We start from the raw sequence: 14,727 nt of genomic DNA, 5'->3' as shown, positions 1-14,727 counted from the left end.
TCTTTCTATCTTCTATACATCTTTTTATACATCTCTACTCAGTCAACCATTGTATATACCATATTTCTTTATGTCCTCATGCAAAATTGCATGAAAATATGTATGGAAATCTAGTATAATTTATCTTGAAGTTCCTAACATGCTTCATCATGTGTGCTATTACCAAATTGGTTATACCCTGAACAAATATAGAAAAAGAGCTTCTTTTAAATAAAAGGAGCTCTTTTTCTAATAAAACTCATACAAATAATCCATATATCAAACATAATTCTAATACATGGACCAATTGTATAAATTGCGTTAAAAAATTATGATTAACTGCGTTTTTGTTTCTTATTTGATGAAGGTACTTTAATGGAACCTGCTTCTTGTGTAGTAATTCCTTGACTTTCGACTTGTGAAGAACCAAGACTTGATTTGGAGCGATCCTGTTTAATTTTTTGTTGCATTTTGTATACCTCCAACGTTATTTTTTGTTTAGAAGTGAGAAACTATGCAGGAAAAGAAAGAAAAAAGACGAAAAAAAGATGGAGAGCGTAATATCCAATAAAGCAGAAGAGAAGGGGAAGTCCATGACTAATATCAAAATTGAACTTGTAGAACTAAATGCAGAAAACTGGTATGAGTGTTGTAACTTACAGGTTTCTGAAGAACAGATCAAGCACATAGAATCTAATGCAGTATCAATTGCACAGTCTAAATTTGAGCCATCATTGAAGCCTTTTGCTATACATTTGGGGGGCAAGGCAGTTGGGTTTTTAATGTTTAATACACTTGAAGAAGAATTAGATGGTTACTGGATTTATAGAATAATGGTTGATAAAGATTACCAAAAGCAAGGAATAGGAAAAATTGCAACGCAGTTGATAATTAAAAACATGTCTAAATTACCGAATTGCAAGAGAATTGTTGTGGGCTATCATCCAGAAAATCAGGGAGCACAGGCTTTGTACGCAAGTTTAGGATTTGTAGACAAAGGGGACCGGTTTGGGAAAGAAATGGCAGTTATTCTAGATGTAAATGCTTCATAAAAACTTAGCTTGGTAAATAGTGAATGACAAAAGAAGACCTAAGTTGAGAATTTTTCTTTTGCTAACATAATTTTACTTACAAGAAGTAAAAAAGAAAAAGCTAGTTTCATACTAGCTTTTTTGTATATTCAAAAATATATCTTTTGTTATGCAGAAAGAATGCATTCCTTCAAACTCTTGAACTTCCGTGTCTAAGTTTTGGACTTTTTCTTTAAATGGAGGAGACTTCATCATTATCGAGCTAATGGGAATACATAACTCAAAATGGTTAGCTAATAGATACAAGAAATAAAAAGGTAAGGGACTCTATTAAACATAGCTAATAGGGTCCCTTACCTTTATTCTTTATGAGTTTATAATGAAAAATTGATAGGATTTTATTCTTTTAGTTCACATTTATCAAGCGGAATCACTTTTGTTTTATTTTTAAATTTGTAACCTAACCAAACGACTAGGAAGAGTGGTAAACCAATATAAGAAACAAGTACACCGTTCCAATCAATGGATTCTCCTATAAACGCTCCGTAGTTTTGTCCTAGGATAACAATGGAGCAAAGTACAAAGGCGAAGATAGGGCCAAATGGGAACCATTTAGCTTTGTAAGGTAAATCTTTTAAATCTTTTCCTTGTGCGATATATGCTTTTCGGAAACGATAATGACTGATTGCAATTCCGATCCATGCGATAAAGCCTGACATTCCAGAAGCATTTAGTAGCCAAATATATACAACACCGTCACCGAATAAAGAAGCTAGGAAAGCAACACAGCCAACTAATGCCGTCGCAATTAATGCGTTAACAGGTACACCGCGGCTGTTTAATTTTCCTAAGAATTTCGGTGCTTTACCTTCACGAGCTAAATTCCAAAGCATACGAGCGGAAGCATACATGCCAGAGTTACCAGCAGAGAGAACAGCAGTTAAAATAACAGCGTTCATAACCGATGCGGCAAATGCAATACCTGCTTTTTCAAATACAAGTGTGAATGGACTTACCGTTACATCACTTGCTGCAAGACTTTCATTTGTATATGGAATTAATAGACCGATTACAAGAATTGCGAAGATATAGAATAAAAGAATACGCCAAAAGATCGAGCGAATTGCTTTTGGAATACTACGTTCTGGATCTTCTGTTTCACCGGCTGCGACACCTAATAATTCAGTTCCTTGGAATGAAAATCCAGCTGCCATAAATACACCTACGATTGCCATGAAACCACCGTTAAATGGTGCATCAGCAATTGTGAAGTTTTCAAAACCGACAGGTTCACCGCCCATAATGCCAAAGATCATCATAAATCCAACAATTAAAAAGATAATAACAGTTGCCACTTTAACGAGTGCAAACCAGTATTCTGCTTCTCCAAAGCCTTTTACAGATAAATAATTTAAAAGAAACATAATGACTAAACAAATGCCACTCCAAAGTAAAGAAGGAGTATTTGGAAACCAAAACTTCATAATTAATGTTACAGCTGCAAGTTCAGCGGCAATTGTAATGGCCCAGTTGTACCAATAGTTCCACCCAAGTGCAAATCCAAGTGATGGATCGACAAATTTTGTTGCATATGTGCTAAATGAGCCTGCAACAGGCATGTAAGCAGCTAATTCAGCTAAGCTTGTCATTAAAAAGTAGACCATAATTCCAATTGCGGCGTATGCTATGAGAGCACCACCAGGTCCTGCAGTGTGAATGACACCACCGCTGGCAAGAAATAGTCCGGTACCAATTGTACCGCCGAGAGAAATCATTGTAAGATGGCGAGATTTCAATCCGCGCCGTAGTTCACCTTGTCCTTGTGCGGATTGATTTGTAGAGGTAGCTTGATTTGTTGCGCTATTCATGTTCAACACTCCTTTTCTTGTAAGATAGGAAGGAGCGGGGGAGATAAATACAAAAAACCACCAAAGGAATTTTGGCGGAACGTTTCACAAATAACCACCCCATCATACCCTTCCGTTAAGATAGCACCCCACGTTTACACGGTAATTTGTAAACGTGACAGTTCTGTTCCTGTTTGGAGACAGCCCCAGCCCATACTTCCAGAGAAGAAATACAAACTTCGGCAACTTTTCCTTTCAAACGGGTTCATTGACATTCTCTGTGTCTCAGCCGTTCTACTATTAAAAGCCGCAACCTCTACCTCATCGGATTGATGAGGATTTGTTTATTGCTATGATTTTTAATATATGGCAATTGTAATGATTTTCTGAAAATATTGCAAGGTATTTTGTAGGAAAAGATCAAAAAAGATCGGTTATTGTATAGGAAACGTTTTCAAAACTCCACCCGAACCTAGTATTATGTAAAAATTTTAAAAAAAGAATCGAAGAAAAAAACTGTTATACAAATATTTCGCAAAAAAACATGAAAAACCCTTCTGAATTAAGAGAAAATTCAGAAAATTAAATTCGACATTATTTTACATGATGTCTTCCATAGGAACGATATGTTAACAATATAGGGAAGGAAATTGGTGAATTTGAAGTATAATTTCTATGAAATATTAAAAATATGTAAATGAAAAAAACAATGTATCACAAAACCTTTAAAAGCCCCTTCAGAATTCTGAAGGGGCTTTCCATTCACATAATCAGTGTTATCGGAAGTCAATGTTGTCGTTAGTTTGGATTCGACTTTTGTATAGTTGACGAAATTTGATGAAAGAGATAATTCTCCAAGGTAAGATATATCCCAGCACCACAGTCATAAATAGTGCTGCTTCTGTTTCTGGACCTAGCCATTTTAAATAATCACGAAGAAAAAATCGGATAATAAATACGATGAGGAAGGCAATGATAAAGCTCTTGTTTCTTACAGCATAAATATGCTGATCGGATCGGAGTTCATAGTTAGTGGTCCAAATAAGTGGAATTGACAAAAGGAACCCAAAGATAACTGCACAAATCCATTCCCAGCTAGCGGCATGTGCTTTTGGATTTAAGATGATGAGAATGCAGGGCAATAACAAAAATAGTATGGGTAAGAGAAGACGAGTTCCGTTGCCTTTAATAGGACGATACATTGCCCTAGTTCTACGCCATAAGACCAACGCAGCACTTATGATCACAATAGAATAAAACGAAGAAGAATCCATAATTTCACCTCTATACACAGTGTATTTCAATTATATGGGAATTATAGATGGTTGAATAGTAGTATTCGTTTTAATTGGAAAAATATAATACTACTTTATGAATACCATATGTAGAGTTAGTTACTATTATACGTAGTAAACAAAGAGGATAATCCCCTATTCTTCAAGGATTAAGTCTTTTTCTCTTTGAAAGCTTTATGCAAGAATGTATACATACTTGTTTTATTAAGTATGCTTTCTCAGAATTGTCCTTATTTCCCATATAAAAATCGCATATCTGCTATTTAGTCTAATACTTTATTTTAATAAAATCCATTATCTATTCATGACATATAATGGTGAATCTAAATCTTTGTTTTATGAGATAAGGTGAGAATAGAAGGAAGAATATGATTGCATCGATAAAGTTCAGTCTAATACATTTTTTAATGGAACAGACACCACATTTGTTTCATTTTGGCACTTCATTTTTAAAGAACTTTATTGTTTTTAAACGATTTTATTATTTTTCAAATGTAGCTTTGAAATAAAGTTTGATCCAATTAACCTTAATAACCTTGATAAAAGAACAGCAGAAAAGAGCATGTTTTGAAAAAAGATTAAATATTATGAGATGAAAATGATTAAATTTAAAAAATTAAGGAGAATCGTTATGAAAGCAATTGTATGTACAAAATACGGATCACCCGATGTTCTTCAACTCAAAGAGGTAGAAAAACCTACTCCCAAGGACAATGAAGTATTGGTAAAAATTCATGCGACAACAGTAACATCTGGAGACTGTAGAATTCGAAGTTTCAATAGTCCTATTTTGTACTGGATCCCCATGCGAATAATCTTAGGTCTCAGAAAACCAAGAAAGCCTATATTGGGGGTGGAATTAGCCGGAGAAATCGAAGCAATAGGCAAAAATGTAACGCAATTCAAGAAAGGTGAGCAAGTTTTTGCATTAACTGGGATGAGTGTTGGTGCTTATGCTGAGTACACATGTCTACCTGAAGAAGGATTGGTGGCAATAAAACCGGACAATGTGACTTATGAGGAAGCCGCTGCCGTTCCATTTGGGGGAACTTCAGCATTGCATTTTCTTAGAAAAGGAAATATCCAGAACGGGCAAAAAGTTCTTATCTATGGAGCTTCTGGAGCGGTAGGGACTTCCGCGGTACAGCTTGCCAAATACTTTGGGGCAGAAGTTACCGGGGTATGCGGTACCACAAATTTAGAATTGGTGAAATCTTTGGGAGCTGATAAGGTATTTGATTACACTAAAGAAGATTTTACGAAAAGAGGAGAGCTTTATGATATCATCTTTGATGCAGTTGGGAAAAACTCGAAATCTAATTGCAAGAAAGCACTAACTTCGAACGGGACATACGTGTCAGTTGAAGGGGGAATGGCAAAGGTACGTACTGAAGATTTCATTTTCCTCAAAGAGCTTATTGAGACAGAGAAGATAAAATCGGTCATAGATAGACGCTATCCGCTGGAACAAATTCCCGAGGCTCATAGATATGTAGAAAAAGGACACAAAAAGGGAAATGTAGTAATAACTTTGGATCATAATAACAAAACCTAACCAAGCTCTCCTAGCGCTAGGAGAGCTTGGTCGTTATGTGTTCAATAATGCATATTGATTGTAAAACTTTGTGTTGCTGTTGTAGTAAATGAGGTTATGTAGAGGTCTTATCAAACAAAAAAGTACACCACTAAATATATGGAGTGATGTACCTTTTTAATATAGTGTGCAACATTATATATAAGATATTGATTTTAAAAAGCTTATGCATAATCATCTGTCTTTTATATTACAGAGTATTTGCTTACCTTAATTTCTTATATGTTTCTAAAGTATAGGTTTTGTAAGTTTAAGGCGAAACTTGTTTTTGATTCTGATATACAACATTTTGTTTTGTAAGTTGAGAATGACTTCGAACAGAAAAGATAAGAGCGATCACAACGACGAGACCTACCGCAATATAAGAAAGCGTAATAATGGTTGGATCCACTTTAAACGATGTGAGTAATGTACGAATGTTTGTGAAAATAATAAGTCCACCAACAAGTACACCAAGTAAATGAGATGGTACAATTCGTACTAACCATGCAGCAATTGGAGCTGCAACAATGCCACCGAGCATAAGCGAAAATACCCAAACCCAGCTGATTTGTTCCCAGCCAAGTGAAATGAAAAATCCAATGGTTGCTGCTAATGATACAGGGAATTCACTTGTGTCAACGGAACCGATGACTTTACGAGCTTCATTGCCGCGTGCAAGAAGTACGGGTGTCGTAATCGGTCCCCAGCCACCACCACCTGTTGAATCAACAAAGCCTGCGAATAGTCCTAATGGAATCAGTTGTTTGCCAGGTATACGTTTAGTATTTGTTTGAAGTGCTTGTTTTTGAATAATAAATCTTAATAAGATATAAACACCTAATGTAAATAAAAAGAGTGAGATATAAGGCTTAATTAAATTTCCAGGCAAGTTACTTAAAAAACAAGCACCGATAAAGGCACCGATTGCCCCTGGTAATGTAAGTCTAGAAACGGTATATTTGTCGACATTTCCAAAGCGAATATGGGATATACCAGATGCTGCGGTTGTCACAACTTCAGCCAAGTGAACAGATGCTGAAGCGATAGCGGGTGCGATTCCAAACATTAATAATAAAGAGGAAGACGTTACTCCGTACGCCATTCCAAGTGCTCCATCGATTAATTGAGCGAAAAATCCAATAATAGCAAAGACAATTAATTTTTGCATGTAAAATCCCCCTATAATCATAAATGAAAAGGCTCTTTTCTCGTGTGAGAAAAGAGCCTTTGGTTTTTCCAATCAGCTATACATTAATTTCTTACCATTATAATGCATATTAATCTCATAAATCAACTAGGTTTTATAATTATTTTGAATTGATTGAAATAATAGAACAGTTATATAATGGAAGGACGTAAAGAAGGGGGAATATAGGATGTTAGCATTTGATCATCTTGTTCATGTGATTCAAGGAACGCCAATAGAAGCGGTAAAACGAATGAAATCACTCGGATTTCATGTGCTAGAAGGTGGAGAGCATACGAATTGGGGGACTTGGAATAGTTTAAGTTATTTTGATTTAGCTTATATTGAGTTTTTAGCTGTCCAAAATGAAAATAAGGCGAAGCAAGCAGATAATCCACTTGTTCTTCAAACTATAGATAAATTGAAGGATGGAGAAGGGATGTTACAAATTGCAGTTCGTACAGATCGAATTGAAGAACTTGCGGCCACATTTGTAGAAAAGAGTTTACATATAACTGGTCCAATTGAAGGGAAACGTATAAGAAAAGATGGACATCTTATAGAGTGGAAAATGTTGTTTGTGAATCAGGAAGAAAACGGTCCAAGATTTCCTTTCTTTATACAATGGGAGGAGTCAGATGAAAGTAGGAGAGTAGACTTACAACAAGTGGGTGTAATTGCTCCGCATCATAATCAAGTAAACGAAATCCAAACGGTATATTACACTGTGAACAATGTTCGTGAAACAACTGCGAAGTGGAAAGACATTTTACAGGTGCAAGTGAATCCTGTTGAAATTCATAAAGAGTGGAATGCATGCTATCAAAGTATATTGCTCGGAAATGTGAACGTGCAGTTTTGTGAACCGATTGGAGATGGATTGGTAAAAGAACACCTACAGAAATATGGTGAACTTCCATTTGCAGTGGAGTTTAAAGGAGATCAGGAGCAAAAAAACACCTATCAAGTTTTTGATGGTATCTACATTTTTTAAAGGTGGGGTGCTGATGAAAGAGGTTTTAGAACAATTACAAAAACAATTGGATTGGCCTAAGATTGTAAGATACAATTTTATTCCAAAAGGTTTTTCTTATGATGAAAAATATAAAATTGAATTAGAAAATGGTGGTGTGTATTTTATTAAAGTATGTGATCTAGCTATTGCAGAACATAAGCGAGAAGAATTTGAGTACATGTGCCATTTTGAAGCGATAGGTGTACCGGTTCCGAAACCTTTTCATTTTTTAGAGCTAGCTGAATTACACAAATGTGTGCAAGTGTTCGAGTGGATAGATGGACAAGACGGTGAGGACACACTTGAAAAACTTACAATTGAAGAGCAATATAAAGCTGGAAACAAGGGGGGAGAAGTATTAAAACGTATTCACACATTAGAAAAAAATGATGTGAAAGAATCGTGGGAAACGTATCGATGGGCGAAGTATGAAAGGTATCTAACTCAATTAATGGAATACGAAGTCGATTATATTGACTTGGATCCTGTTCTCACTTTTGTAGAAGATCATAAATGTTTATTACAAGACCGTCCGATGGTATTTCTTCATGACGATTTTCATCCAGCAAATACAATGTTTCATAATCAAGAATTTCGTGCGGTAATCGATTTTGACCGATTTGGATTTGGGGATCCCATTCATGATTTTTATAAGGTCGCTTTATTTACATCGGAAGTTAGTGAACCATTTGCGATTGGACAAGTACACGGTTACTTTGATGGAGAACCATCACTACATTTTTGGAAACTATATACATTGTATGCAGCGATGACTTTTCCATCTGATATCGTATGGTCACATAAAGTGACCCCAGATTTATTAGATAGGATGAAAGAGCGATTGAATCGAATTTTTGATGACCATGATGGATTTACATCATACATACCAGGCTGGTATAAATCAATAGATGAATATCGTATACATATTTAATTGTGAAAAATAGATAAAGAGGGTGTAGTAATTTGGATAAAATTGCGGTTATTTCAGATATTCATGGAAATATTCCAGCTTTGGAAGCAGTTTTTGAAGACATTAAATTAAGAGGGATAGAGCGAATTATTTGTTTAGGAGATTTAGTTGGAAAAGGGCCGCATTCTAGTAAAGTGGTAGAGCTAATTTGTGAAAAATGTGAACATGTTGTAATGGGAAACTGGGATGATTTTATTACGAAGCCTAGTGAATCACTCACGATACAATGGCATCAAGACCAATTAACGCACCAGCAACAAAATTATTTAAAAGAATTACCTTTCTCTATTGAATTTATTATGAGTGGAAAATTAATTAGAATGTTTCATGCTTCGCCGCGAAGTTTGTATGAGAGAGTTCAGCCAGGTGCTCCAATAGAGCAGCGTGAAAGTTTATTTGAAAATAGTGGTCTTACGGAAAATATTGAAGGTGAAAGGCAGCCTGATGTTGTTTGTTATGGTGATATACATCAAGCCTATGTTCAAAATTTCAGAGGGAAAACATTATGCAATGCAGGTAGTGTAGGAAATCCTCTTGAAATTACACAAGCTTCGTATTTAATTTTTGAAGGAGCATATAATCAAAAAGAAGCAGCTAGTTTTTCTATACAGCTTGTTCGTGTTCCTTATGATATAGAGTTAGCGATTCGATTAGCTAGAGAAATAGAAATGCCTGAAATAGAGCCATATATACAAGAGCTAACAACAGCGAAGTATCGAGGACTTTAATAGAATTCTAAAAACGCCGATGAAGGGAATCATTGGCGTTTTTGTGTTTATGTTTGACAATATTTGATCGCAGCGTGAAGACGAGAGATACCTTCTTCAATTTGATTTGTATCCACTTTACCGTATGATAAACGAATATATCCGTCTTTTGCGCCGAAAATACTTCCAGGCATGAAAGCGATTTGTTGTTTTAGGCCTTGCATAATAAGTTGTTTTTCATTGATTGGTTGCTTTAATTTCCCCCATACATATATACCACCAGTTGGCACGGTAAATGACATCTTTTCCTGTAGAATATTGTGCAAGGCGTCAACTAGTACATTTCTTTTTTGCGCTAATTGCTGACGTAATTCACTTAGATGTGTATCAAATGAAACGGTTTCGAAAAATTTCTGCATGAGCCATTGCGGAAATATACTTAATCCTAGTTCCATTTGGTGCCTTGCATCTGATAATCGTTCTACTACAGATTGCGGGGCGACAAGCCAACCAATTCGTAATCCTGGTGCAATCATTTTTGATAAGGAATGCACGTAAATGACCGTTCCGTTTTCATCAATCGATTTTAAAGTTGGACAAGGCTGTTTATTTTCTAATGTTAATAAACTGGACGGGTCATCTTCAACTATTGGAATACGTAAGTCCGCACATAGGGATAAAAGTTTTTTTCTTCTATCTGGATGAAGCATCGTCCCCGTTGGATTTTGGAAATTTGGATTTAAAAAAATCATTTTAATACGGTGTTTTCGGTATAGCTCATGTACATCATCTGGATGAATGCCATGTTCATCAACCGGTAATGGGAAAATACGAATACCTGCTGATTGAAAAAGAGGTAACGAATAACAATGTGATGGGCTTTCGAAGGCTACTGCATCACCTGGATTTAATAAACATTGAACGATGAGATGAAGAGCTTGCTGAGCGCCGGAAGTAATCATAATGGATTGTTCCGTCGCATCAATTTGTAAATGTTCTTTCATATACTTTACTACAACTTGTCGCAGTGGAAGATAGCCTTGTGGATGATCGTAACTAAGTGATTGTGTTAAAGATTGTTTATGTAAAATGTTTTGTAATTGCTCATGCGGAAATAAATCACAACCTAGTTCGCCATTAGCAAGGTCAATCATATTTTCATTTTGCTGCACTTGTTCACGAATATGACGAAGGAGTGGTAAGTTTGGTAAAAAAGTACCACCCTCTACAAAACCTCTCCAGTTTGGTGTGAAGGTTGGAGATACCCCCCACATATGTGTGCTAACACGTGTACCTTTTCCTGTTGTACTTTCCACAATGCCCATTGCACGCAGTTCATTATAAGCGGTGGTAACGGTACTTCGGTTTACATTCAGTTGCACTGCTAACTTTCGTTCTGATGGGAGAAAACTGCCCGGCGGAAGCTCCCCAAACATAATACGTCTTTCGATATAATCGACCACTTGTTGATAAATCGGAATTTTACTATCTGTATCTAACTGCCATTCCATCGCTGACGTCTCCTTATTTCTTTATCATCATCATTATAACAAATTGGCTGGGTGAAAAAACAGCCAATTGGACGGTGTTGTATCCAGCCAATTTTATTATGCTAAATAGTGGAAGGGGAGATTTGGATGAAACGATGGCAAATGGAGTGGCTCCTTGTATCAGTTGCTTTAGTATGGGGTGCGAATTATACGATCGGAAAATATGGAGTGGCATATATGTCATCCATTCAATTTAATAGTTTACGCTTTTTAATCGCATCTCCGGTATTATTACTTATTACTTTTTTTATGGAGCGTTCATTACGAATTGAAAGAAAAGACTGGCTAAGACTACTAATCGTTGGAATAGTTGGAACGACACTCTATCAAACATTATTTATGCTTTCTGTAAAATATACTTCTGCAACAAATGCTTCGTTATTAATTGCTATGTCACCTATTTTTACAGGGATTTTAGCAGTATTACACAAACAAGAGCGTTTTTCGATAAAAATTCAAATTGGCTCGTTACTTTCTTTTGGCGGTGCAGCACTCGTATTGTTAACAGGACATACGAATCAATCTACATATGAGTATGCATGGCTTGGGAATATAATTGGATTGGTTGCCGCAATTGCATGGGGGTGGTATCCGATTCTGGCACAACCACTTATTACAAAATATTCGGCGATGCGAGTAACCTCTTGGTCTACATTAATTGGAATCGTGCCGCTCGTTGTATATTGTTTATTCAATGTGAACTCATTAACATGGCCGACAGATACACTAAGCTGGGGGTCATTAGGTTATTCCGTCGTATTTGCAACAATCTTTGGATTGGCAATGTGGTACGTTGGCATTAGTAAAATTGGTTCAACAAAAGTGATGGTTTACATGTATCTAGTGCCATTGTTTGCTGTGATCTTTGCTGCAGTGATGATTGGGGAAAGAATCAATATGATGCAATTACTTGGTGGACTTGTTATATTTATCGGTTTATATGTTGTGAAAAAGGGAGCGGCAAAAAAGCCAGCTTTCAATTTGAAAAAAGTGAGTTAATCATAAAAATGACCTCTATCTATAGGAAAGGGGTCATTTTTGTTTGCGAAGTAAGAGTGCTTGTTCAACAGCCCATTGTTGATGATCGTGCACGAGTAAGTACAGCGCTTGAGAAGGAGACATCCAATGTAAAAAATGACCATCTTCAAAGGTACTACTCAGTTTCGCTACTTTGTTACATATGTAAAAATATCCGTCATTCAAATAATATATACTTTCTTTTTCTGCATAAAAGTAACGCTCAGCATTGCCAATATAGCGCTGAATTTCAATGTGCTAACTTAATTCTTCAGCGAGTTCTCGATGTAAGCTAGCTTCTTTTGTTTCATTGTTTTCTATGCCACCACCAGGTAAGAAATATCTTGTTCCCTTTTGGATCATTGCTATTTTCGTAGTGTCTTTGTTAAAAATCACGGCATAACAGCTAGGACGTAGCACATATTGCTCATTTTGTTTTTTATAGCCGAAAGATGGTTTTGTTTGCATATGGATTTCCTCATTTCATCATATTGGGTGGTATACAGTAAGAGTAACTTGAAAAAGGTAATGGAAGAACAACAAGCCATTCAAGCAGATGGTTAAAAGAATGATGAAGAAGCTTCAAATACTAGCACGAGAAGGTATTACAATCTTTAGATAAGATTATAAGTAAGGAGCTTCTAATCAGGCTCTTTTTATGCATGTAGAAGAACGCTTTGTCCACCCCTAGAATAATATATATAGATGTTTTTTATTTAAAATAAGGGAGTGAAAGAATGGAGGAGCTGAAAGAATTAAAACAAAAAATAGATAACTTAAAATTAGAGCAAAAAGAGGTGATACGTGATATACGAAATTTGGAAACGCGTACTATTATAAATGAAAAAGATATTACCACAATTAATAAGCAATTAGAGAAAATTAGTATGAACACAACCTGGATTTTACGAATTATTATTGGTGCAGTTGTAACAGGCATCTTAGGTTTAGTGATAAAAGGAACGATGTGATATAACAAGAAATAAAAAGAGGGACAACTGTCTCTCTTTTTATTTTGAGAGGAGATGAGAACAGTGGAGGAACAAATCTTTAATTCAATGATTCAACAAGGAGCGTTCGCAGCGTTATTCATTCTTTTTTACTACGTAAAAAAGAATGAATAACGCGTGAAGCGCAGTATCAAAAAGTCATTGAGAAAAACCAACAAGCAAAAGCCTTTGGTTCACTGTCAAAGGATGTATCCGATATCAAACAAAAAATCTTGGTGAATGGTTCAAATCAATACAAGGTGCACAATTCACGCGGTCAAACATTTTATCCCGTATTAACGGGCAGTAAGACCCCCACCTCAAGATTCAGAAAGAAACAAAGAAGAAGCGTTAAGTAACGAAAATATCAAGTAATAGGGAAGGGATTGTACGGTGGAATTAACGAAAAGTCAAAAGGACCTGTGTCCGAAACAGGCCCCTTGACTAGATAATGTTGATGGGCAGTAACCCATCTGGAGTACTTATATGTTAACAAGGGTTATAAGCGAAGTCTATAGGTTGTGTGTTGAGAAAGTTTTTATTGAAAATTGTAAGTTCTAGAAGTATCATATACATATTCAAACATTTGAAGATGTATATGATGTTTTTGGGTTTTTAATTAAAAATAAGTACTAGAGGTGTTTTAATGGGAAACGAAATGCAACAATTTAAAGCTGATTTTTTTAAAGCCTTATCACATCCTTTGCGAATAGGTATTCTAGAATTATTGTCAGAGGGTGAAAGAAGTGTAAATGAAATTCAAACTATTCTTAATAAGGAAGGTTCAGCTGTTTCTCAACAATTAAGTGTACTACGTTCAAAAAACATTGTTGTTGGTACTAAAGATGGAAAACGAGTTTTATATTCTCTACGAGACCCTATGATTGTGGATTTACTGGTAGTTGCACGGAAAATTTTTAACAACCATTTAATCGACACGATTTCAATGTTAGAAGAACTAGATGAAACAGAACGTGAAACGATAGTTAAGGAGGGTTAAGTTGAGCATTGAAGTTAAGAAAGAAGATATCATTCAACATGGAATGGAAATATTTCGCTCAATAGGAGCTCATCACGTTTGTAATGTTTGTATTAAAAGTGGGAATTCTTGTTGTTTTTCATGCCAGTATTTACAGGATGGAGTTGGATGCCAAAAGAGAAATACAGCTTGTACAGCTTGGTTATGCGGAATTCAAAATTTTTTATTTGATCAAATAGGGTTACTGGACGAATGGAATAGTTTCTGGAGTGAAATTCCAGGACAAATGTTTCGTAGAGATAGTACCCCAGATAACGTAAGAATTAAATCGTTTATAGATATGAAAAAGCTAGATAGTCGAGGTGGATTACTTCTAGCAGAAAGGTTAAATTCCTACATACAAGAAGGAGGAGATATAGGTAAATTAGAACGTCATTTAAGCAAAACGTATAACCAATATTAGGCTAATTCTCTCGTGTAAAGAGATAAAAAGCGTCTGTATAAGAGTATGAGAAATGCATTTGTAACTCAAATTTATCAAAAGAAAATATTCTTTCAGAAGAAGTAAGATTTATTAAAAATAGAA

14 protein-coding genes, 2 pseudogenes and 1 riboswitch are annotated in these 14,727 nt (G+C 35.6%); of the genes and pseudogenes, 10 read left to right on the top strand and 6 right to left on the bottom strand.

Going from position 1 to position 14,727, the window contains the following annotated elements; genetic code table 11:
* Window positions 1-314: 314 nt before the first annotated feature.
* Window positions 315-449: a YuzL family protein gene (locus QUF99_RS17500; RefSeq protein WP_289371574.1), complete on the bottom strand. Its 135-nt coding sequence runs from the start codon at window positions 447-449 to the stop codon at window positions 315-317.
* Window positions 450-572: 123 nt separating this feature from the next.
* Between QUF99_RS17500 and QUF99_RS17495 the strand changes: the two genes are divergently transcribed.
* On the top strand, window positions 573-1,031 hold the full coding sequence (locus QUF99_RS17495) for a GNAT family N-acetyltransferase (RefSeq protein ID WP_289371573.1): 459 nt from the start codon (window positions 573-575) through the stop codon (window positions 1,029-1,031).
* Window positions 1,032-1,408: 377 nt separating this feature from the next.
* Here QUF99_RS17495 and QUF99_RS17490 read toward each other — a convergent pair whose 3' ends face one another.
* A complete protein-coding gene (locus QUF99_RS17490; RefSeq protein WP_289371572.1) occupies window positions 1,409-2,878 on the bottom strand; it encodes an amino acid permease in 1,470 nt (489 codons plus the stop codon).
* 113 nt (window positions 2,879-2,991) lie between these two features.
* Window positions 2,992-3,184, bottom strand: a riboswitch (Lysine riboswitch).
* A gap of 449 nt (window positions 3,185-3,633) precedes the next feature.
* Window positions 3,634-4,131 carry a CcdC protein domain-containing protein gene (locus QUF99_RS17485; RefSeq protein WP_289371570.1) on the bottom strand — a complete coding sequence of 166 codons (498 nt, stop codon included), beginning with the start codon at window positions 4,129-4,131 and terminating at the stop codon, window positions 3,634-3,636.
* Window positions 4,132-4,783: 652 nt separating this feature from the next.
* Between QUF99_RS17485 and QUF99_RS17480 the strand changes: the two genes are divergently transcribed.
* Window positions 4,784-5,707 carry an NAD(P)-dependent alcohol dehydrogenase gene (locus tag QUF99_RS17480; protein WP_289371569.1) on the top strand — a complete coding sequence of 308 codons (924 nt, stop codon included), beginning with the start codon at window positions 4,784-4,786 and terminating at the stop codon, window positions 5,705-5,707.
* Window positions 5,708-5,996: 289 nt separating this feature from the next.
* On the opposite strand, the gene QUF99_RS17475 is transcribed toward QUF99_RS17480, so the two are convergent.
* Window positions 5,997-6,896, bottom strand: a complete 900-nt coding sequence (locus tag QUF99_RS17475; protein WP_353958404.1) for a sulfite exporter TauE/SafE family protein — start codon at window positions 6,894-6,896, stop codon at window positions 5,997-5,999.
* A 208-nt stretch (window positions 6,897-7,104) separates the two neighbouring features.
* Here QUF99_RS17475 and QUF99_RS17470 point away from each other — a divergent pair, with 208 nt between their 5' ends.
* The 3 genes from QUF99_RS17470 to QUF99_RS17460 are packed head-to-tail and all read left to right on the top strand — an operon-like array spanning window position 7,105 to window position 9,627.
* The gene (locus QUF99_RS17470; RefSeq protein ID WP_289371567.1) at window positions 7,105-7,908 is read left to right on the top strand and encodes a VOC family protein; all 804 of its coding nucleotides are present in this window, start codon (window positions 7,105-7,107) and stop codon (window positions 7,906-7,908) included.
* Between the two features lie 13 nt (window positions 7,909-7,921).
* Window positions 7,922-8,860: an aminoglycoside phosphotransferase family protein gene (locus QUF99_RS17465; RefSeq protein ID WP_289371566.1), complete on the top strand. Its 939-nt coding sequence runs from the start codon at window positions 7,922-7,924 to the stop codon at window positions 8,858-8,860.
* Window positions 8,861-8,892: 32 nt separating this feature from the next.
* Complete coding sequence (locus QUF99_RS17460) at window positions 8,893-9,627, top strand: metallophosphoesterase family protein (protein ID WP_289371565.1); 735 nt, start codon at window positions 8,893-8,895, stop codon at window positions 9,625-9,627.
* 47 nt (window positions 9,628-9,674) lie between these two features.
* On the opposite strand, the gene pdxR is transcribed toward QUF99_RS17460, so the two are convergent.
* Window positions 9,675-11,117 (bottom strand): MocR-like pyridoxine biosynthesis transcription factor PdxR, encoded by a 1,443-nt coding sequence (gene pdxR, locus QUF99_RS17455; RefSeq protein ID WP_289371564.1) that lies wholly within the window; start codon window positions 11,115-11,117, stop codon window positions 9,675-9,677.
* A 126-nt stretch (window positions 11,118-11,243) separates the two neighbouring features.
* Here pdxR and QUF99_RS17450 point away from each other — a divergent pair, with 126 nt between their 5' ends.
* Entirely contained in the window at window positions 11,244-12,155 is a 912-nt protein-coding gene (locus tag QUF99_RS17450) for a DMT family transporter (RefSeq protein WP_289371563.1), read from the top strand.
* A 33-nt stretch (window positions 12,156-12,188) separates the two neighbouring features.
* Here the strand turns inward: QUF99_RS17450 and QUF99_RS17445 are convergent.
* Window positions 12,189-12,641 (bottom strand): annotated as a pseudogene (locus tag QUF99_RS17445) (NUDIX hydrolase).
* A gap of 269 nt (window positions 12,642-12,910) precedes the next feature.
* On the opposite strand from QUF99_RS17445, the gene QUF99_RS17440 reads away from it, so the two are divergent.
* From QUF99_RS17440 to QUF99_RS17425, 4 genes and pseudogenes are all read left to right on the top strand, one after another.
* Window positions 12,911-13,144 (top strand): hemolysin XhlA family protein, encoded by a 234-nt coding sequence (locus tag QUF99_RS17440; protein WP_289371562.1) that lies wholly within the window; start codon window positions 12,911-12,913, stop codon window positions 13,142-13,144.
* Between the two features lie 63 nt (window positions 13,145-13,207).
* A pseudogene (locus tag QUF99_RS17435) lies at window positions 13,208-13,416 on the top strand (BhlA/UviB family holin-like peptide); the annotation flags it as partial.
* A gap of 392 nt (window positions 13,417-13,808) precedes the next feature.
* Entirely contained in the window at window positions 13,809-14,162 is a 354-nt protein-coding gene (locus QUF99_RS17430; RefSeq protein ID WP_002035151.1) for an ArsR/SmtB family transcription factor, read from the top strand.
* Window position 14,163: 1 nt separating this feature from the next.
* A complete protein-coding gene (locus QUF99_RS17425) occupies window positions 14,164-14,604 on the top strand; it encodes a DNA mismatch repair protein (protein WP_289371561.1) in 441 nt (146 codons plus the stop codon).
* Window positions 14,605-14,727 lie beyond the last annotated feature (123 nt).

Source organism: Bacillus sp. DX4.1 (genome assembly GCF_030348195.1).
Lineage (GTDB): Bacteria > Bacillota > Bacilli > Bacillales > Bacillaceae_G > Bacillus_A.
Note: the sequence above shows the minus strand (reverse complement) of the source record. Positions and strands in the feature narration are given on the sequence as shown.

Excerpts from the sequence above, each read along its gene's own strand:
- QUF99_RS17470 (WP_289371567.1), top strand. The coding sequence starts at position 7,105 with ATGTTAGCATTTGATCATCTTGTTCATGTGATTCAAGGAACGCCAATA.
- QUF99_RS17465 (WP_289371566.1), top strand. The coding sequence starts at position 7,922 with ATGAAAGAGGTTTTAGAACAATTACAAAAACAATTGGATTGGCCTAAG.
- QUF99_RS17480 (WP_289371569.1), top strand. The coding sequence starts at position 4,784 with ATGAAAGCAATTGTATGTACAAAATACGGATCACCCGATGTTCTTCAA.
- QUF99_RS17490 (WP_289371572.1), bottom strand. The coding sequence starts at position 2,878 with ATGAATAGCGCAACAAATCAAGCTACCTCTACAAATCAATCCGCACAA.
- pdxR (WP_289371564.1), bottom strand. The coding sequence starts at position 11,117 with ATGGAATGGCAGTTAGATACAGATAGTAAAATTCCGATTTATCAACAA.
- QUF99_RS17500 (WP_289371574.1), bottom strand. The coding sequence starts at position 449 with ATGCAACAAAAAATTAAACAGGATCGCTCCAAATCAAGTCTTGGTTCT.
- QUF99_RS17440 (WP_289371562.1), top strand. The coding sequence starts at position 12,911 with ATGGAGGAGCTGAAAGAATTAAAACAAAAAATAGATAACTTAAAATTA.
- QUF99_RS17450 (WP_289371563.1), top strand. The coding sequence starts at position 11,244 with ATGAAACGATGGCAAATGGAGTGGCTCCTTGTATCAGTTGCTTTAGTA.
- QUF99_RS17485 (WP_289371570.1), bottom strand. The coding sequence starts at position 4,131 with ATGGATTCTTCTTCGTTTTATTCTATTGTGATCATAAGTGCTGCGTTG.
- QUF99_RS17495 (WP_289371573.1), top strand. The coding sequence starts at position 573 with ATGACTAATATCAAAATTGAACTTGTAGAACTAAATGCAGAAAACTGG.
- QUF99_RS17475 (WP_353958404.1), bottom strand. The coding sequence starts at position 6,896 with ATGCAAAAATTAATTGTCTTTGCTATTATTGGATTTTTCGCTCAATTA.
- QUF99_RS17430 (WP_002035151.1), top strand. The coding sequence starts at position 13,809 with ATGGGAAACGAAATGCAACAATTTAAAGCTGATTTTTTTAAAGCCTTA.